19 protein-coding genes and 1 pseudogene are annotated in these 17,756 nt (G+C 41.6%); 17 read left to right on the forward strand and 3 right to left on the reverse strand.

Annotated features, from left to right (window positions below; genetic code table 11):
• Window positions 1–53: 53 nt before the first annotated feature.
• The 8 genes from DXC04_RS13705 (at window position 54) to DXC04_RS13735 (ending at window position 6,609) form a co-directional block, all read left to right on the forward strand.
• The gene (locus DXC04_RS13705; RefSeq protein WP_117537427.1) at window positions 54–896 is read left to right on the forward strand and encodes a putative ABC transporter permease; all 843 of its coding nucleotides are present in this window, start codon (window positions 54–56) and stop codon (window positions 894–896) included.
• A gap of 16 nt (window positions 897–912) precedes the next feature.
• Entirely contained in the window at window positions 913–1,338 is a 426-nt protein-coding gene (locus tag DXC04_RS13710) for a Fur family transcriptional regulator (RefSeq protein ID WP_021861425.1), read from the forward strand.
• A 90-nt stretch (window positions 1,339–1,428) separates the two neighbouring features.
• Window positions 1,429–2,346 (forward strand): metal ABC transporter substrate-binding protein, encoded by a 918-nt coding sequence (locus DXC04_RS13715; RefSeq protein ID WP_442873167.1) that lies wholly within the window; start codon window positions 1,429–1,431, stop codon window positions 2,344–2,346.
• 31 nt (window positions 2,347–2,377) lie between these two features.
• The gene (locus DXC04_RS13720; protein WP_243112159.1) at window positions 2,378–3,073 is read left to right on the forward strand and encodes a metal ABC transporter ATP-binding protein; all 696 of its coding nucleotides are present in this window, start codon (window positions 2,378–2,380) and stop codon (window positions 3,071–3,073) included.
• Window positions 3,073–3,873: a metal ABC transporter permease gene (locus DXC04_RS13725; protein WP_021861422.1), complete on the forward strand. Its 801-nt coding sequence runs from the start codon at window positions 3,073–3,075 to the stop codon at window positions 3,871–3,873. Before DXC04_RS13720 ends, DXC04_RS13725 begins: the two co-directional genes overlap by 1 nt.
• Before the next feature lie 152 nt (window positions 3,874–4,025).
• Window positions 4,026–5,549, forward strand: a complete 1,524-nt coding sequence (locus DXC04_RS13730; protein ID WP_158575504.1) for an alanine/glycine:cation symporter family protein — start codon at window positions 4,026–4,028, stop codon at window positions 5,547–5,549.
• A gap of 83 nt (window positions 5,550–5,632) precedes the next feature.
• Window positions 5,633–5,770, forward strand: coding sequence for a hypothetical protein (locus DXC04_RS15625; protein ID WP_158575503.1), 138 nt, complete (start codon window positions 5,633–5,635; stop codon window positions 5,768–5,770).
• Window positions 5,767–6,609, forward strand: coding sequence for an L-ribulose-5-phosphate 3-epimerase (locus DXC04_RS13735; RefSeq protein ID WP_118520122.1), 843 nt, complete (start codon window positions 5,767–5,769; stop codon window positions 6,607–6,609). The genes DXC04_RS15625 and DXC04_RS13735 overlap by 4 nt, the downstream gene beginning before the upstream one ends.
• A 133-nt stretch (window positions 6,610–6,742) precedes the next feature.
• Here the strand turns inward: DXC04_RS13735 and DXC04_RS13740 are convergent, their stop codons facing one another.
• Window positions 6,743–7,069: a tRNA-binding protein gene (locus DXC04_RS13740; protein WP_118520120.1), complete on the reverse strand. Its 327-nt coding sequence runs from the start codon at window positions 7,067–7,069 to the stop codon at window positions 6,743–6,745.
• Window positions 7,070–7,306: 237 nt separating this feature from the next.
• On the opposite strand from DXC04_RS13740, the gene DXC04_RS13745 reads away from it, so the two are divergent.
• Genes DXC04_RS13745 through DXC04_RS13755 form a run of 3 tightly spaced genes read left to right on the forward strand, consistent with a single transcriptional unit; the run spans window position 7,307 to window position 10,257 of the window.
• Window positions 7,307–9,031 carry an ABC transporter ATP-binding protein gene (locus DXC04_RS13745; protein ID WP_021861418.1) on the forward strand — a complete coding sequence of 575 codons (1,725 nt, stop codon included), beginning with the start codon at window positions 7,307–7,309 and terminating at the stop codon, window positions 9,029–9,031.
• A 41-nt stretch (window positions 9,032–9,072) separates the two neighbouring features.
• On the forward strand, window positions 9,073–9,330 hold the full coding sequence (locus DXC04_RS13750) for a hypothetical protein (RefSeq protein WP_021861417.1): 258 nt from the start codon (window positions 9,073–9,075) through the stop codon (window positions 9,328–9,330).
• 45 nt (window positions 9,331–9,375) lie between these two features.
• Complete coding sequence (locus DXC04_RS13755) at window positions 9,376–10,257, forward strand: exonuclease domain-containing protein (protein WP_118520118.1); 882 nt, start codon at window positions 9,376–9,378, stop codon at window positions 10,255–10,257.
• A gap of 82 nt (window positions 10,258–10,339) precedes the next feature.
• On the opposite strand, the gene DXC04_RS13760 is transcribed toward DXC04_RS13755, so the two are convergent.
• The gene (locus DXC04_RS13760) at window positions 10,340–11,368 is read right to left on the reverse strand and encodes an aldo/keto reductase (protein WP_118520116.1); all 1,029 of its coding nucleotides are present in this window, start codon (window positions 11,366–11,368) and stop codon (window positions 10,340–10,342) included.
• A 214-nt stretch (window positions 11,369–11,582) separates the two neighbouring features.
• Here DXC04_RS13760 and DXC04_RS13765 point away from each other — a divergent pair, with 214 nt between their 5' ends.
• The gene (locus tag DXC04_RS13765; protein ID WP_330422632.1) at window positions 11,583–11,966 is read left to right on the forward strand and encodes a hypothetical protein; all 384 of its coding nucleotides are present in this window, start codon (window positions 11,583–11,585) and stop codon (window positions 11,964–11,966) included.
• 148 nt (window positions 11,967–12,114) lie between these two features.
• Here DXC04_RS13765 and DXC04_RS13770 read toward each other — a convergent pair whose 3' ends face one another.
• Window positions 12,115–12,363, reverse strand: coding sequence for a hypothetical protein (locus tag DXC04_RS13770; protein WP_118520114.1), 249 nt, complete (start codon window positions 12,361–12,363; stop codon window positions 12,115–12,117).
• A 355-nt stretch (window positions 12,364–12,718) separates the two neighbouring features.
• Here DXC04_RS13770 and DXC04_RS13775 point away from each other — a divergent pair, with 355 nt between their 5' ends.
• The 5 genes and pseudogenes from DXC04_RS13775 to DXC04_RS15930 all read left to right on the forward strand — a co-directional run.
• Entirely contained in the window at window positions 12,719–15,763 is a 3,045-nt protein-coding gene (locus tag DXC04_RS13775; protein WP_009243530.1) for an SrtB-anchored collagen-binding adhesin, read from the forward strand.
• Between the two features lie 238 nt (window positions 15,764–16,001).
• Window positions 16,002–16,328, forward strand: a complete 327-nt coding sequence (locus DXC04_RS13785; protein WP_009243529.1) for a YdcP family protein — start codon at window positions 16,002–16,004, stop codon at window positions 16,326–16,328.
• 15 nt (window positions 16,329–16,343) lie between these two features.
• Complete coding sequence (locus tag DXC04_RS13790; protein WP_009243528.1) at window positions 16,344–16,727, forward strand: YdcP family protein; 384 nt, start codon at window positions 16,344–16,346, stop codon at window positions 16,725–16,727.
• Window positions 16,728–16,802: 75 nt separating this feature from the next.
• The gene (locus tag DXC04_RS13795) at window positions 16,803–17,219 is read left to right on the forward strand and encodes a DUF523 domain-containing protein (protein ID WP_002322983.1); all 417 of its coding nucleotides are present in this window, start codon (window positions 16,803–16,805) and stop codon (window positions 17,217–17,219) included.
• Window positions 17,220–17,292: 73 nt separating this feature from the next.
• Window positions 17,293–17,756 (forward strand): annotated as a pseudogene (locus tag DXC04_RS15930) (ATP-binding protein); the annotation flags it as partial.

Consider the following 17,756-nt stretch of genomic DNA (forward strand, 5'->3'; position numbering starts at 1 on the left):
AATGACCGGTAAGCTGGCAGCAGAATAAAAATTATAGAAGAAAAGAGATGAATATGGAAATACAGAATATTATTTTATACTTTTTTATTTACGGCTTTCTCGGCTGGTGTACAGAGGTTGCCTATGCCGCAGTCAAGGAACGGAAATTCGTAAACCGTGGGTTTTTGAACGGTCCGATCTGTCCAATCTATGGAGTCGGTGTTGTGATCGTTGTACAGCTTTTAGATCCGTACGCGCATCAACTTGGATTATTATATTTACTGTCGATTGTGCTTACAACGACACTGGAGTGGCTGACCGGATTTGCGCTGGACAAATTATTTCATCACAAATGGTGGGATTACTCGGAAGTTCCATTTAATCTGAATGGCTATGTGTGTATTCCTTTTTCGGCGGCGTGGGGTGCAGCGTGTGTATTTGTTGTAAAGATTGTCCATCCGCTGATCTGTAAACTGGTACTGCTTGTACCGAAGTGGCTGACAATCGGTGAGGACGTTGCATTTGGTATCAGTATTTTTGTTGATATTTCCGTAACGGTAGCTGCAATCCTGAAATTTAATAAACGTCTGGAGAAAATGGAGGAGATTGCCGCAGAGTTCCACCGGATCTCTGATCAGATCGGCAGCGACATTTACAAAAGTGTCATGGAAGGCATGGAACGCCAGGAGCGCATAAAAGAACAGACAGAAGCGAGAAAAGAGGAGCTTCGTGGTATGTACCTGGAATTGCAGAAACGCAGTCCTAGAATGACAACACGTATGCTGCGTGCATTCCCGAAGATGCAGCCAAGACTTCATAAGGAGCAATTTGGACGATTAAAAGAGTTCAGACGTTCAGAATGGCTTGCGACGAAAGCACTGAAAAAAGCAAGAAAAGCAGCAAAGAAAAATAAATAACAAAGAGGCGAAAGCAATGGCAGAGCGAAAAACATATATAACAAAAACGAGAACGGAGATTCTGGAATATCTGAAACAGAACTGGTCAGTAACGGTCAGTGCTTCCGATATTAAGAAGCATCTGGAAGAAAAAGAGATAAAGGCGAATACGACAACGATTTACCGTTATCTGGATAAACTTCTGGCAGAACATGTAATCATCAAGTATGCGGATGCCGGATCAGAAAGAGCAGTTTATCAGTATTCCGGAGAGATGGGGCATTGTGTACAGCATTTGCATCTGAAATGTGTCAAATGCGGAAGAATCCTGCATCTGGACTGTGGGTTTATGGATGAGTTCCGCAACCATCTAAAAGAAGATCATAAGTTCCGTCTGTTGTGTGAAGGAGATCTGCTGCATGGGATCTGCGGTGACTGTGAGAAAAAAATGGAAGATAAATAAGCAAATGAGTTGCAAATATCGAAGAAGATATTGACAAATAACTGAAAAAGCATTATTGTGTTAAATGCAAATGAGTTGCATTTTTGGAGGATGATTAGGATGAAGAAGATATTCCGTTATCGATTCAGCACAGTGGTGCTTTTTTTATTGGCAATTTCCATGCTTGTAACCGGATGTGGAAAGGAAAGCAGCATGGAGCGTAAAAAAGCAAATGGAAAAGTACAGGTTGTGGCGAGTTTTTATATGATGTATGATCTTGCAAAAAAAATAGGTGGAGATCAGGTGGAAGTGAAGAACCTTGTTCCGGCAGGAACAGAACCACATGAATGGGAACCGGGCGCAAGAGATGTAGCCAGTCTGGAAGATGCAGATGTGTTTGTATATAACGGCGCAGAGATGGAACACTGGACGGATACAATTTTAAATACATTGGATAACAAAGAGCTTGTTGTCGCAGAAGCAAGTAAGGGAGTTAAGCTTACAGGCAGTGATCCGCATGTCTGGCTTGCACCGCTCAATGCAAAAAAGGAAATGGAAAATATCAAAGATGCACTGATAAAAGCAGATCCGAAACACAGAACTGTTTATGAGGAAAATTACAAAAAAAGTGCCGAAAAATGTGAAAAACTGGATGAGCGGTATAAAAGAACACTCGGTCAGATTAAGAGAAAAGAAGTGATCACGGCGCATGAAGCATTTGGATATCTGTGCCGCGCTTATGATCTGAAGCAGATTGGTATTGAAGGGATTCAGTCAGATTCGGAGCCGGATGCTGCAAGAATGAAAGAAATCATCCAGTTTGCTAAGAAACATGATGTAGGTACGATTTTCTTTGAGGAACTGGTAAGCCCGAAAGTGGCAGAGACGATCGCAAAAGAAATCGGTGCAAAGACGGCAGTGTTGGATACACTCGAAGGAATGAGCGATGAAGATCAGAAAGCGGGTGCAGATTATTTTTCTGTGATGGAAGAGAATCTCAGGACACTTAAGAAAGCTCTCGATAATTAAGAAAAATAAGAAAGCGTTTTGGGAAAAGACAGTGAGAGTAAACATGCAGAAAGCAGGTGGCAAAATGGAAGTTATACAGATGAAGGATGTTTCTTTTCATTATACCGGGGATGTACCTATATTGGAAAATGTAAATATATGTCTGAACAGTGGTGATTATGCAATCCTGACCGGAGAAAACGGAAGTGGAAAAAGTACGTTCTTAAAGCTCCTTTTAGGAGAATTGGAACCGGATCAGGGAACTGTGGAGATTTTTGGAAAAAAAATTGGGAAAGCGGATTTTAAAGAACTTAAGATTGGTTATGTGCCACAGAACAGTATCAGTGGAAACAAAGACTTCCCGGCAACCGTAGAGGAAGTGATGATGACAGGTCTTTACCGCCCTTTCAAGAAGCGGCTGAGCAGAAAAGCGTGCAGACAAAAGATCACAGTGGCGCTGACAGAACTTGGAATGGAAAGTTTCCTGAAACGAAGAATCGGTGAGCTTTCCGGTGGACAGCAGCAGCGCGTCATGCTGGCAAGAGTTCTGGCAGCAGATCCGGGACTTCTCATACTGGATGAGCCAACCGTCGGCGTAGACTCTGTTTCACTGGAAGCACTTGCGAAAGTGTTACAGAAAAAGAACGAAGAAGGACTTACGATTTTGATGGTAACACATGGAAATACAAAATTATTCTGTGGCGTAAACAGACATTTTAAAGCAGATGAAGGAGGCATTACAGAGTAATGGAGATTTTACAGTATGGATTTATGCAGCGAGCTTTTGTAGTAGGGCTTCTTCTTGCAGTGATCACGCCGTGTATCGGAATTACGATTGTATTAAAGCGACTGTCCATGGTGGGTGATGCACTGTCACATTCGTCACTGGCAGGTGTAGCACTTGGACTTTTACTTGGAATCAATCCGGTACTTGGTGCGGGGGCGCTTTGCATTGTTGCGGCATTTGGAATTGAAGCTATTCGAAAAAAAATACCGCGTTATTCGGAGATGGCAATTGCGATCATTATGTCGGCGGGAATCGGGCTGGCAGGTGTGCTTTCCGGTTTTGTGGAAGACAGTGCGAACTTTAACAGCTTTTTATTTGGAAGTATTGTGTCGATCAGCAGGGGAGAAATGCTCGCAGTATGTATCATCAGTGTGGCTGTCCTGCTTGTGCTTGGCATCTTTTCTAGAGAACTTTTCTATATTGGATTTGACGAAAATGCGGCAAGAATCTCCGGCGTTCCGGTCAGACAAGTGAACTTTATTTTCACGATTCTGACAGCGCTAACGGTATCGGCAGCATCCAGAACGGTCGGAACACTGATCGTGTCCTCCATGCTGGTAGTTCCGGTTGCCTGTGGGATGCAGATGGCAAAGAGTTACCGCATGACGCTGGTGTGTGGAGTGATCGTTGCAGTGGTCACGACAATTACAGGATTATTTTTATCTTACTATGTGGGAGTGAAACCGGGAGGAACAATCGTACTGTTAGAAGTACTGTGGTTTCTCGTTGTAGTGATCGCGAAAAGAGTATTTATACGATAGATAGAAAATTAACAAAGAAGTTCTACCATATCATGTGTGAGAACTTCTTCTTTTTTATGTGGGATTATGCCGAAAAATATTTGAAACGCAGGATGTCTTATGGTAACATAAATGCATTGGCAAAATATTTAAGGGAAAAGGGAAAAGGGAAAATGGAAGTATTTGTAAAAGTTATGAACATGGTCAACGACATCATATGGGCACCGGTTATGTGTGTGTTCCTGATGGTTGCTGCACTTTGGTTCACAGTAAGACTTCGCGGCATGCAGGTGAGACGATTAAAAGATATGGTTCACTGCCTGCTCGAAGAAGGCCACAATGACAAAGATACAGGTCTGTCACCATTTCAGGCATTTGCGACGACGGTCGGAGGACGTGTCGGAACCGGTAATATTGCCGGAACAGCGACAGCGATCTTCATGGGTGGTCCGGGAGCATTGTTCTGGATGTGGATCACAGCGATCTTAGGAGCATCTACCGGAATGGTAGAGTGTATGCTCGGACAGGCTTATAAGACAAGAAATCTGGGAGAGCTGACCGGAGGTCCGGCATTCTACATGTCCAGAGGAATGAAGAATAAATATTTCGGAAAGGTACTTGCTGTACTGTTTTGTATTGCGGTATTTATCGGACCGGGATTTTTACTTCCGGCGATGCAGACACAGACAGCAGCTACAGCAGTAAACGGAGCGTTTGGACTTCCGTTTATTGTAGTCGGACTTGCAATGACAGTGATCGTCGGTATCGTCATCATGGGCGGTATCAAACGAATCGGACAGGTTGCAGAATTTCTGGCACCGATCATGTGCGGTATTTATTTCCTGATCACGATTCTGATCATCGTAATGAACATCCAGAAAGTACCGAGTGTATTTGGATCTATTTTTACAAGTGCATTTGGTAAGGATGCTGTATTTGGCGGAATCGTAGGTTCCGCAGTTGCATGGGGAATTAAACGTGGATTCTTCTCCAATGATGCAGGTAATGGTATGAGCCCGTTAATATCAGCTACAACAGACACCTCACATCCTGTAAAGCAGGGACTTGTGCAGGGATTATCTGTATATATTGACACATTGCTTGTATGTACCTGTACCGGAATTTCCGTATTGATGGCAGGAACTTATAATGTCTCAGCAGACGGTGGTAAGAGCGCAGCACTTCTGATTGAACACGCGCCGGGAGTACAGTACGGAATCGCATTCATGCAGGAAGCGATGTCCGATACAATTGGAAAAGCAGGAGCAATGCTGCTTGCAGTGATGTTGTTTATCTTTATTTTTACAACCATGTTGTCTTATTCTTATCAGTTAGAATCAACATGCAAATATCTCTTTGGAGAGAACAGGATGATTGTAACTGTAGTCAGAATTTTATTTTTAATTTTCTGCCTGTTTGGAATCTTGATCGACGGAGATACCATCTGGCCAATGGGTGATATCGGAGTCGGCTGTATGTTATGGGTAAATACATTCAGTGTTCTGCTTCTTACACCGAAAGTACTGAAGATTGTAAAGGATTATGAGACACAGATTAAGCTTGGATTAGATCCTTTATTTGATCCTGCGACAGTTGGTATTGAAGACGAAGCTGGTGTATGGGATACATATGTTCAGAAGAAAAAGGAACGCGGAGACTATGAGAACGAATTACTTGGATACGCAAAGAAATCATAGTATCTGTTTTTGAAGAAAATGGAGCCTATCCGGAAACTTATATCGGACAAGGCTCTAATTTTGGTTTTAACGGGGGTATGCTTGTGGATCAGACGGATGCTCCGAGAATAAAAGATGCTGTGAAGATTGCGTATCTGAAAAAAATGTGGGATAATAAAAGCAGACTATTTACAGGAACGACAACAGATGTAACAAAGAAAATGAGAGAGGTGGCAGTGTGAAGAAGTATAAGATAGGCTTGTATGAAAAAGCAATGAGAAGTACACTTTCCTGGAAGGAAATGCTTGAATGTACAAAAGACTGTGGATATGATTACATGGAGATCAGCATTGATGCTTCAGAGAAGCGTATCAGCCGTGTGTATATGAGTGAACAGGAGCGTAAAGAAATCGTAGATGCGATGTTTGAGACGGGAGTCCCAATCCAGTCTATGAGTGTCAGTGCATTGACAAAATACGCAGTAGGAGATCCGGATCCGGAGATCCGTAACCGTGGCATGGAGATTGCAGTTAAATCAATTGAATTTGCAGCAGCAATTGGCATACGTACAGTGATGATTCCGGGATATGATATTTATTTTGGAGAATCTACAGTAGAGACGAAACGGTATTTCCTTGAAAATATCCATATTATGGCAGAAGTGGCAGAGAGAGAAGGCGTGCTTCTTGGATTTGAGACAATGGAAAATGAATTTATGAATACAGTCGGAAAGGCTGTTCATTATGTAGACCGTGTCAATTCTCCGTATCTGAAAATCTATCCGGATGCTGGTAATATTACGAATGCAGCGGTTTTATATAAGCAAGATGTGTGTGAAGATCTGTTGCTTGGTGAAGGAAGACTGATCGCACTGCATTTGAAAGAAACAAAACCGGGAATTTTCCGCGAAGTTCCATTCCTGACCGGACACGTGGAATTTGAGAGAGTCATTAAAACGGCATGGAAACTGGGCGTGCGCCGTTATGTAACGGAACTCTGGGATGTAGGGCAGGACAGTTGGAAAGAAGATATTTGCTTTGCAAATCAGAGTATGAGAAAATTACTGGATGCACAGGAATAACATGAATACATGACAAATCAGAAAACCTGATTTTTGAAGCTATAACAGAAAGAGACTACCTGTTGAGGTGACACACCCTGCATCAGGTAATCTCTTTTTATACGGAACAATTAGCAACTGCAAATTAGCAGATTTAATAAATCTTACTTCCATTCTTCACCGGTGAGACGGATGTCAATATAATGCATCCTTTGTCGGTATCACTTCCGAGAATACGGATTTCACTTTTTACATCACCGATCCGGATCGGTTCAAAATTACATATACAGACAACCTGTTTTCCAATCAGTTCTTCCGGTTCATAATTTGTAAGCTGTGCCGAACTGTTTTTAATACCGAGTTCATCACCGAGGTCTACAGTGATTTTATAAGCTGGCTTTCGCGCTCTTTTGTTCAGGGACACGGCAGTAACTGTGCCGACATGCATGTCAATTTCATCAAAATGTTCTAAAGAAATCATAGCGATACCTCCTCAGATAATATATAGAATAGTATATGCTATAGTATATACTTAAAGTGTTTGTGAAACAAGTATCAATAAGAAAAGAAGTTTATTGAAAAAATGTGTGAAAGAACAGTTATGTAACATAGAGAATGGTTATAAAAGGGTGGAAGTACGAAAGAAAATCATTTATAATAGGAAAAGTGCCGAAAATGAATCAGGCATATTGAATCATGATAGAAAGAGGGCATTTTTATGTATACAATAAAGAAATTTATTCAATATTATGCGCCGTATAAAGGTGTATTTTTCCTTGATCTTGTATGCGCGGCGGTTATAAGTCTTGTGGATCTGGCATTTCCGCAGATCCTTCGTACAATGACGAAGACATTATTTACCGAAACACCAGAGAAAATACTGCATGCGCTATTACCGGTCGGAATTGTTTTGCTGATTGTATATCTTGTGCAGATGGGCTGTAAATATTATGTCAGCTATCAGGGACATATGATGGGAGCGAGAATGGAACGCGACATGCGCCAGCAATTATTTGAACATTATGAAAAATTATCGTTTTCTTATTATGATCAGAACAATTCCGGACAGATGATGAGCAAATTAGTTTCAGATTTGTTTGATATATCTGAGTTTGCACATCATGGACCGGAAAATTTATTTATCTCACTGATTAAGATCATCGGTTCGTTTGTATTTTTATTCCTGATCAACTGGAGACTGGCGATTCCATTGCTGGTGCTGGTTGTATTTATGCTGTTTTTTTCTTATGGACAAAATCGTAAAATGCAGGAAACTTTTATGGATAACCGGAGAAAGATTGGAGATGTGAATGCGAGTCTTCAGGATACACTTGCGGGAATCCGGGTTGTGCAGTCTTTTGCAAATGAGACAGTTGAATGTGAAAAATTCAAGAAAAGCAATGAAGGATTTTTAAAATCCAAAGATGCCAATTATCACTGTATGGGAAGTTTTATGAGTGGAAATCTCTTTTTCCAGGGATTGATGTATCTGGTGACGCTTGTGTTTGGTGGATGGCTGATCGCACATGGACAGATGGAAGCTGCTGATCTTGCCATGTATGCATTATATATCGGAATCTTCATCAGTCCGATCCAGATTCTTGTAGAACTGACAGAAATGATGCAGAAAGGCTTATCCGGTTTTCATCGTTTCCTGGATGTTATTGATACAGAGCCGGAAATTGTAGATGCGCCGGGAGCAGAAGAACTTACAGATGTAACAGGGCATGTCTGCTATGAGGATGTTTCTTTCCATTACAGCGATGATGATACATCGGTACTTTCCCATGTGTCATTTGAAATTCCGGCAGGAAAATCAATTGCACTTGTCGGACCTTCCGGAAGTGGAAAGACAACCATCTGTTCTTTACTTCCGAGATTTTATGATGTGACAGGTGGAAAAATAACGATTGACGGAAAAGATATCAGAAATCTTACACTCAAGAGTCTTCGTGAGACGATCGGGTTGGTGCAGCAGGATGTCTATCTATTCTGTGGAACAATCCGGGAAAATATTGCATATGGAAAACCGGGAGCTTCGCAGAAAGAGATTGAAAGTGCAGCAAAAAAGGCGAATATTCATGATTTTATTATGGGATTACCGGATGATTATGATACATTTGTAGGAGAACGTGGAACAAGACTGTCCGGTGGACAAAAGCAGAGAATATCGATCGCCCGCGTATTTTTGAAGAATCCATCAATCTTGATTCTGGATGAAGCAACCAGTGCATTGGACAATGAAAGTGAACGTCATATCCAGAAGAGCCTGGAAGAGCTGGCGAAAAACCGCACAACCATTACGATCGCACATCGGTTATCTACGATACGGAATGCGGACGAGATACTTGTTGTAGCAGAGAGTGGAATTGAAGAACGCGGTACGCATGAAGAACTTTTGAAAAAAAATGGCATTTATGCACATTATAATGAAATGGTGTAAGAGTTTAATAAACAGATGATATCAGAGAGTGAGGCAGACAGATGAATGAATTATTCGAAGTAATTGAAAAAAAGATAAAAGAAGCAGGATACCCGAGAAAGATTTCCGGAGCAGATGTATATGATGATATCTGTGACCAGATTGAAGGAAAAGAAAACGGAGAGTATATTTTATTATCCAAAATTGAGGATGATGTAATTTTTGAATATCATATTACAATTCAGGATGAAGATTTTAATCTCGGAATCTTAACAATGAAAACACCGGAAGGTACGTTCGAGGCAGATTTTGACGCATAAAAAGTGCCGGAGCGAAAAATAAGTTGATGAACAAGAGGTGGCTCTTTGGGAAAGACAAGAAAGAAATATACAATCAAAAGAAAAAAATCAAAAGCAGTTTTTAAAGCTGCAGATTTTCTGGAAGAAGGAAGGATTGCTTTTCTGGATTCCGAATATGTGACGTCACAGAAGAAAGGCGGTCCACCGGCAAAACTGGTATCGCTTGGTATGGTGATCTGTCGGGAGAATTTTGAGGAAGTAGAGAGGTTCCATTCTTATATTTATAATGATGAACCGCTGCATGATAAATTCCGTGAGCTTACCGGGATCACGGAAGAGGAGCTCCTGCAGGCACCACCTTATGAACAGGTTATGAAAGAAGTGGCAAGAAAACTGCGCGCACGTAATGTCAGAATAATCTGCGTATGGGGACCGGATCAGCAGGTGATTAGCCAGGATTTAAAATATTACCGGACAGGCATTTCCAAACACATCCGCAAGACAGTGAGTCAGATGCTTGAACAGATGCGCGATATCGAGGGAATCTATTCCAGAAAGCTGAATATGCACAGCATAGGCATTGCGAATCTGAAGCTGTTATGCGGACTTGGCTCTTCTGTCAGTCATGATGCACTGGAAGACGCAGTGGATTTGAAAAATGTGATTGCATATCTGGATGTACACGGCTGTCCGGAGCGTGCGGCACAGATGCTCAGACAATATATGAAGGAAAAAGAACTGTATTACAGATACCGGAGATTCCACGAGAAGTGGGATGGAATATCGGAAGCTGTAGTCAGAAAAAGCAGAGAGCTTATGAATGAACTGGAGAAAAGCGGGATGATGGAAGCGAGGGCGCTCCTAGATGACTTGAGAGTGATCTGTACCGGAGAAGACAGTTCATTTGAAGAACCGGAAGAATATATGGAGCGGATGAAGGAAAAATGACTGATCACATCATTCTAAGTGTGACCAGTCCTGTTTTGGTGGGAGAACCACGACTTGTTGATTTTGTGCGTGGAGAGGCTGGTTACTGTACTTTTACTTCTCCGGCAAGTACTTTTTTGTAATCTTCATAATTCTTTTTCAGAAGCTCCGGTGTGTTTAATTCATACGGACATTTCTTCCTGCACTGCCCGCAGTTCAGACAGTTTTCAATTTTGCGCATCTCTTCCTGCATTTCAGGTGTCAGCCAGGCTTCGGATGGCGCACGGCGGAGCATCAAAGACATTCTGGCGCAATTGTTGATCTGGATACCGGCAGGACATGGCATACAATATCCACAGCCGCGGCAGAATTCTCCGGTCAATACTTTCTGCTCTTTTTCAATGTAAGCGGCCAGATCCGGTGTCATGGATGGCGTCTGCTCCATGTAGCTGAGCCATTCTTCCAGTTCGTCCTCTTTCTGGATTCCCCAGATTGGAAGCGCATTATCGTATTGCGTCATATAAGCCATGGCTACTTCGGAGCGGTTGATCAGACCGCCGGCAAGTCCCTTCATAGCGATAAATCCCATATTTTTTTCTTTACAGGCGTTCACCAGTGCGATTTCCCTTTTAGAAGAAAGATAACTGAACGGATACTGCAAAGTCTCGTACAGACCGCTTTCGACGATTTCTTCTGCTACACCCAGCTTATGTGCAGTGATTCCGATATGGCGGATCGTACCTTCTTCTTTTGCTTTTTGCAGGCATTCATACATTCCAGTGCCATCTCCTGGACGGTAACACTGTGGCACACAATGGAGCTGATAAATGTCAATATAGTCTGTACGGAGATTTTTTAAGGAAGTTTCCAGCTCTTTCCAGAAATCGTCCGGTGTCTTGGCGGCTGTTTTAGTGGCAATGTATACCTTGGCTCGCATACCATCAAAGGCTTCCCCAACCTTGATCTCACTGTCGCTGTAGGCTCTTGCCGTGTCGAAGAAACGCATGCCACCCTCATAGGCTCTGCGCAGCAATTTCACAGCATAGTCCTGACAGACGCGCTGGATTGGTAAAGTGCCGAACGCATTCTGTGGAACAGTAATACCTGTTTTTCCTAATGTAACTTGTTTCATAGATTTTCCTCCTCATTATGGATTATCAAAGTGGAATTTATATTAAGTAATTATAATATAACACTTTTCTTTGATAGTTACATCTGAAAAAATTTCAAAAAATTGCACGCACTCTTGATAATGGAAGTCGATTTTTGTCCTGTCTTGTGTATCTCGAAAGTGGCTGTTTTACAGGCTTTCCGTTGCATCGGTTATTTTGTCTGGCAAAGTTGATTTGCGTATCAATATTTATCGAGGTCAGGTTGATACCAATAACGCCATAATTAACGCCAATGACACTAAAAATGGCGCTAATGGCGTTAATTGTGGCGCTGATTTGGATGGAAAGAAAATTGTTGTAATCAGTGATATTCGTTTTAAAGGAAAGAGGAATATCAATTGGGAAGAAGTTGAGCAGTATTTAAAAGAATACATAGGAGATTGCTATGAATTCCTATGCTTCTTCAATGTGCTACGAATAAACGATGGCAGGAAAACTTTAAAGGAAAGCATAACGTTGATGCAAAGTTTGGCTGGTATAGATTTACGACAAGGTTTGCACTTCCAGTATATAACAATGATACTGGAGATCTTGAACGGTTTAATATATTCAGGATAGAAATGTTGATACGACATGCTGCAGACGGAAATTTATATCTGTATGACATGGTGAACATAAAAAAAGAAACGAGCACCCCGCTTGAGCAATAGCTGTACGGTAACAAACCCATTTCTTGATTATATGATACATTGAACAGTATTAAATGTCAACGAAAAAGCATAAGAAATTTCAATGAAAAGCCAGCCCAGCTATTCATCGGAAAGACCATGACAAATTCATCTTTGGTGAGTTTGCTATATTTGATTCCTAATTGTTTCAGGAACATGGCAACTTGGGCTTCTTCAGCAGATCCTTCAAAATGATTGGCTTGATCCAAAGCATTTTTTACAACATCGGCTCCGGTAGTATCAGCAGTTGTACGGTGCTGGGTCTTGCAGGGCGTTATTTTTACCATTTTGCATGGCTTGTAGTGTTCACAAAATCTTCACAAAATAATTAGCACTCACCTCTTGTTATTACAGCGTAGCTTTTGTCTTAGTTCATAGAGTGCCGTAAAGTGCCTATTTACAGGCTTTTCACGGGTTTTATGAATTTATCACATTTCATCAAAAATCGTCAATATACAAAAAATTGGTGTCAAAATTGGTGTCAAATAACCTTAATTTGAGATTTTGATGAGTAACACATCAGTATAAAAAATTGAATAACTTATAGACTATGGAACGCCTAAAATGACGTTCCTTTTCTATTTCCAGCCGTTCTTATTGGACGGCTATTTTATTACCCAAAATGAAAGGAGCATTGGATTTATGAAAAAGATGTTAAAACGATTGTGTACGGGCTTCTTAGCTCTTGCAACTGTCGTTACTGCTTTACCGACTACACCCGTCCATGCAGAAAGTAAGCAATACTGGACGGAAAGTGCAGAGCGTGTCGGTATCATTGAAAAAGTGATGAATGACGGTTCTATCAGTTCTACATTCAATGAGGGCATGATGAAAGTTGAGGGCGAAACTGCCTATTGTATTGACATCAATACAGATTTTAAGAACGGCTACAAGACCAGAGCTGACGCAAGCTCACGCATGAGTGCCGACCAGATTTCAGATGTGGCGTTATCCTTAGAGTATGTCAAACAGTATGGCGAAGCTCACAAGGAATTGAACTACAAGCAAGTCTATCTGTTGGAACAATGTGTAGTTTGGCAGAGATTGAGCGTATATCTTGGCTGGCAATGTGATAACGTGCGAGCTTCTTATGATGAAATACCAAAGGCTACGCAGGACGAAGTTTTCTCTGGTGCAAGAGCCTTTGTCAAAGAGAATAGAGGACGCTATGAATGTGGCGGTTATATCTACTCTGGCGAGGGGCAGGAATTGGGACAATTCTGGGCGAAACTGAATGTCGGAAATGCGAAACTGCAAAAGGTTTCCAGTAATACCAGCATTACGGACGGTAACGGGAATTACTCAATCGCTGGTGCAACTTACGGTGTCTTTGCTGATAAGGACTGCACAAAACAGCTTGCCACCCTTACGACTGATGAAAACGGAAATACAGATGTTGCAGAGGTAAAGTCTGGCACAGTTTATATCAAGGAATTATCCGCACCAGCAGGCTATAAAGTGGATAAAACAATCTATCCATTAACAATCAAAGCTGGCGAAACAGCGACCTTGAACGTATCTGATACGCCAAAAGTAACGGACACTTTGATTGAGCTTTTCAAGATTGACATGGAAACACAGAAAGACAATCCGCAAGGGAACGCTTCTCTAGCAGGTGCGGAATTTACATGGAAGTATTATGCTGGCTTCTACAATAAAGACAATCTCCCTGCCGAAGCCACTCGTACATGGGTTACAAAGACAATCGCTGAAACACACAGCGACGGGACAACCCACTACATCACAAAATTAGCGGACGCATACAAGGTATCTGGCGACAGCTTCTATATGCAGGACGGCAAGGCGGTTCTTCCATTTGGAACACTTACTGTTGAGGAAACAAAAGCTCCAAACGGCTACTTATTAGACGGTGCATATATGCAGGCTGGCGATAAGTCCGAACAGATTAAGGGCTTATATGTAACACAGATTACCGAGGACGGCGACCTTGCCGTATTATCTGGAAGTAACCAGTTTTCCGTATCAGACAAGGTTATCCGTGGCGGTGTGAAAATTCAGAAGCGAGATTTAGAAACGGGCGATATGAAGCCACAAGGAAGTGCAACCTTGAAAGATACTGCTTTTGACATCATTTCCTTAAATGATAATTCTGTTTTGGTTGAGGGCAAGTTATACAAGAAAAATGAAGTGGTAAAGACAATTCGTACAGATATTGAGGGTGTCGCTTCTACTTCTTCTAACCTCTTACCTTATGGAAAATTCCGTATCGTTGAGAGTGAAGCTCCCGACGGTTACTTAACTGACGGTGCAAAACCGATTGATTTTACAATCACAGAAAATGGAAAAATCGTGGACTTAACCGACAAAGCCCATTCTATCTATAATCAGATTAAGCGTGGAGATATTGAGGGTGTAAAAATCGGTGCAGGCACACACAAGCGTCTTGCTGATGTTCCCTTTAGGATCACAAGCAAGACGACGGGCGAAAATCATGTTGTGGTAACTGATGATAACGGGCAGTTCTCCACTTTTGCTGACTGGGCTTCTCACAAGCATAATACCAACGCAGGAAAGACCAGCGAGGACGGTGTGTGGTTTGGAACTTCTGAACCAGACGACAGCAAGGGTGCGTTACCTTATGATACCTACATCATTGAAGAATTACGCTCTGATAGTAACAAAGGCTTTGAACTTATCCCGCCTTTTGAAATCGTGGTATCAAGAAATAACCTTGTGGTTGATTTAGGGACTTTGACTGATGAATACGAAAAAGAAATCTCTATCCATACCACAGCGACCAGCAAAGACGGCGAAAAAACTATCCTTGCAGGAAAAGAGGTTACAATCGTTGATACTGTCAAATTGGACGGACTTACAAAAGGCACAAAGTATCAGTTGAAAGGCTGGCAGATGTTAAAGGAAGAAAACGCCGAGCTTATCATTGACGGAAAGCGTGTAGAAAATGATTATACCTTTATCGCTGATGATGAAGCTATGAAAGTAGAAATTGCTTATACATTCAATGCGTCCGAACTTGGCGGTAAAAATCTTGTTACCTTTGAAGAATTGTATGATTTAAGCAATCCAGACGAACCCGTAAAAGTTGCAGAACACAAAGACATTGAGGACGACGGGCAGACGGTACTTATCACAGAGCGTATCATCAAGATACATACTACCGCTACCGATAAGGACGGCAACAAAGAGCTTGAAGCTGGAAAAGAGGTAACAATCATTGATACCGTAACCTTAGAGGGCTTAGAAATCGGTACACAGTACAAACTTGTGGGCTGGCAGATGTTGAAAGAAGAAAATGCAGAGCTTCTTATCAATGGAAAGCGTGTGGAAAGTGATTATACGTTTACTGCTGACAACGAAACTATGAAAGTGGAAGTTACTTTTACGTTTGACGCTACTTCTCTTGACGGCAAACAGCTTGTAACTTTTGAAGAATTGTACGATTTAAGCAATCCAGACGAACCAAAGAAAGTTACCGAGCATAAGGATATTGAGGATAAGGGACAGACGATTACCTTTAAGGAAAAGCCAGAAGAACCAGAGAAACCCGAAACTCCACCGACACCAGAAAAGCCTAACAGACCTAGCGACAGTCCCAAAACGGGCGACAGTACAAATGTAATGGCATTTGTTGTGATGTTGCTTGCGTCTGCTGGTGGATTGGCTGGAACATATCTTTACAAACGCCGTAAAATGAAAAAATCATAAGGCAGTAACGGTATGATGAAAGAAAAATCACGCTCTCCGCCGAAGCGGTCAAACGGCAGACTTCCGCTTATTCTGGCTTGTCTGCCAACAACCTGCAAGAACACGGATAGTCAAGGGTGCGTAAGCATTGATTTTACCCTTTACTATCTGGGGGATTGCTGGTACTTCCAGAACCGCCAGAATAAGAAATCACAATCAAAAAACTTATTAAAAATAGAAAGAAACGAGGTAAAACAATATGGAAATGAAATATGTCGTGCCAGATATGGCACAGTCTTTTGGGGCTCTTGAATTTGCAGGCGAAAGCGAGCCTATCTTTGAAAGGGATAAAAACAACCGCAGGGTCTTAGCCAGACGAAGCTACAACCTTTATTCAGATGTGCAGAGAGGAGAAAATGTTGTCGTGGAAATTCCTGTGCAGGCTGGCGAAAAGCATTTCAAGTATGAGCAGAAAGTAAAACTTGTCAATCCGAAGTTATACGGCAGAGGTTACGCAATCGGGGATATGGGACATACCGATTATGTGTTAGTTGCTGATGATATTGTAGCAGTTGAAGAGAAGTAAAGGAGTGAAGAATTTATGAGATTATCAAACGGGTTTGTTATTGACAAAGAGAAAACATTTGGAGAATTAAAATTTACAGCGGTGCGTGATGTGTTCTTACAGAATGAGGACGGGACACCGAGTACCCAGCTTAAAAAGCGTATCTATGATTTGAAGTGCAGTCTGCATGGTGGCATTATTCCCGTGTCTGTACCGCCAGAAGTACCGTTAAGGGAATTTCCGTACAATGCAGTTGTGGAGCTTGTCAATCCCGTAGCCGATACAGTATCAAGAAAGACGTTTGGTGGTGCAGATGTGGACTGGTATGTAAAAGCAGAGGATATTGTGTTGAAGAACAAAGGCAATCAGAACGTAGGCAATCCACAGAATAATAACACACAGGGACAGCCGAAAAAATAAAATTAGAGATTAGATATTTATTGTGAGGTAATTCGTTGAATGATATAATTAGGATAAATTGTGAGGTGCTTATCTATGAAAGTATTAGTTAGTTCATGTATCATGGGAAAAAACTGCAAATATAACGGTGGGAATAATCTCAATCCGAAAGTTGTAGAGTTTCTAAAAGACAAAGAAGTTATCGAAATTTGTCCAGAATTATTAGCGAATATGCCTACACCACGTCCTAGTGCGGAAATAGTAAATGGTATTGTCATGGATATAAATGGAAATATTGTTGATGAGGAATATCGTCATGCGGTACAGTTGGCTTTAAATGAAATAAGAAGTATGGAAATAGATTTAGTTATTCTGCAATCAAGAAGCCCAACTTGTGCAGTCAAGAATATTTATGATGGTAGTTTTACGGGGAAATTGATAAAAGGTCAAGGTCTATTTGCACAAGCGTTAATTGAGGCTGGATATAAAGTGTTGGACTCAGAAGATTTTTAATGAATGGTAATGAAAAAGCAGTTAGTCTTAGGATTGACTGCTTTTTTCGTACCTAGAAAGGAGTGATTGATTTATGCAAAAGATTTGGAACAAAGGACACCGTATCAGAGCCAGCGACAAGCACCTTGTCTATCACTTTTCCATAGGGACGCTTCTGTTTGTATTCGTGGCGGTTCTTTTGCTACTGAATATCAAACAGCTCATGCGTACCGATTGGGAGCATTTCAGCTTGTTAGAGAACGGCTTGACGCTTTCTCCTTATAACTTCATAACCATACTGATAGCGACTGGTGTTTGTGCATTGGTCGCTTTTCTATATTACCGCTTCTGTTACGACAGTTTCAAGAAGCTCCTGCACCGTCAAAAGCTGGCAAGAATGATACTGGAAAACAAGTGGTATGAAGCTGATACCGTACAAGACAGCGGTTTTTTTACTGACCTGCAAAGCAGATCAAGGGAAAAAATCGTCTGGTTTCCAAAGATTTATTATCAAATGGAAAAGGGACTGCTTCATATCCGCTGTGAAATTACACTGGG

The sequence above is a fragment of the Dorea sp. OM07-5 genome, assembly GCF_003481355.1.
GTDB classification, from domain to species: Bacteria; Bacillota; Clostridia; order Lachnospirales; family Lachnospiraceae; genus Dorea_D; species Dorea_D hominis.

Excerpts from the sequence above, each read along its gene's own strand:
- DXC04_RS13770 (WP_118520114.1), bottom strand. The coding sequence starts at position 12,363 with ATGGTAAAAATAACGCCCTGCAAGACCCAGCACCGTACAACTGCTGAT.
- DXC04_RS13775 (WP_009243530.1), top strand. The coding sequence starts at position 12,719 with ATGAAAAAGATGTTAAAACGATTGTGTACGGGCTTCTTAGCTCTTGCA.
- DXC04_RS13745 (WP_021861418.1), top strand. The coding sequence starts at position 7,307 with ATGTATACAATAAAGAAATTTATTCAATATTATGCGCCGTATAAAGGT.
- DXC04_RS13730 (WP_158575504.1), top strand. The coding sequence starts at position 4,026 with ATGGAAGTATTTGTAAAAGTTATGAACATGGTCAACGACATCATATGG.
- DXC04_RS13725 (WP_021861422.1), top strand. The coding sequence starts at position 3,073 with ATGGAGATTTTACAGTATGGATTTATGCAGCGAGCTTTTGTAGTAGGG.
- DXC04_RS13760 (WP_118520116.1), bottom strand. The coding sequence starts at position 11,368 with ATGAAACAAGTTACATTAGGAAAAACAGGTATTACTGTTCCACAGAAT.
- DXC04_RS13785 (WP_009243529.1), top strand. The coding sequence starts at position 16,002 with ATGGAAATGAAATATGTCGTGCCAGATATGGCACAGTCTTTTGGGGCT.
- DXC04_RS13750 (WP_021861417.1), top strand. The coding sequence starts at position 9,073 with ATGAATGAATTATTCGAAGTAATTGAAAAAAAGATAAAAGAAGCAGGA.
- DXC04_RS13795 (WP_002322983.1), top strand. The coding sequence starts at position 16,803 with ATGAAAGTATTAGTTAGTTCATGTATCATGGGAAAAAACTGCAAATAT.
- DXC04_RS13740 (WP_118520120.1), bottom strand. The coding sequence starts at position 7,069 with ATGATTTCTTTAGAACATTTTGATGAAATTGACATGCATGTCGGCACA.
- DXC04_RS13790 (WP_009243528.1), top strand. The coding sequence starts at position 16,344 with ATGAGATTATCAAACGGGTTTGTTATTGACAAAGAGAAAACATTTGGA.
- DXC04_RS13715 (WP_442873167.1), top strand. The coding sequence starts at position 1,429 with ATGATTAGGATGAAGAAGATATTCCGTTATCGATTCAGCACAGTGGTG.
- DXC04_RS13710 (WP_021861425.1), top strand. The coding sequence starts at position 913 with ATGGCAGAGCGAAAAACATATATAACAAAAACGAGAACGGAGATTCTG.
- DXC04_RS13705 (WP_117537427.1), top strand. The coding sequence starts at position 54 with ATGGAAATACAGAATATTATTTTATACTTTTTTATTTACGGCTTTCTC.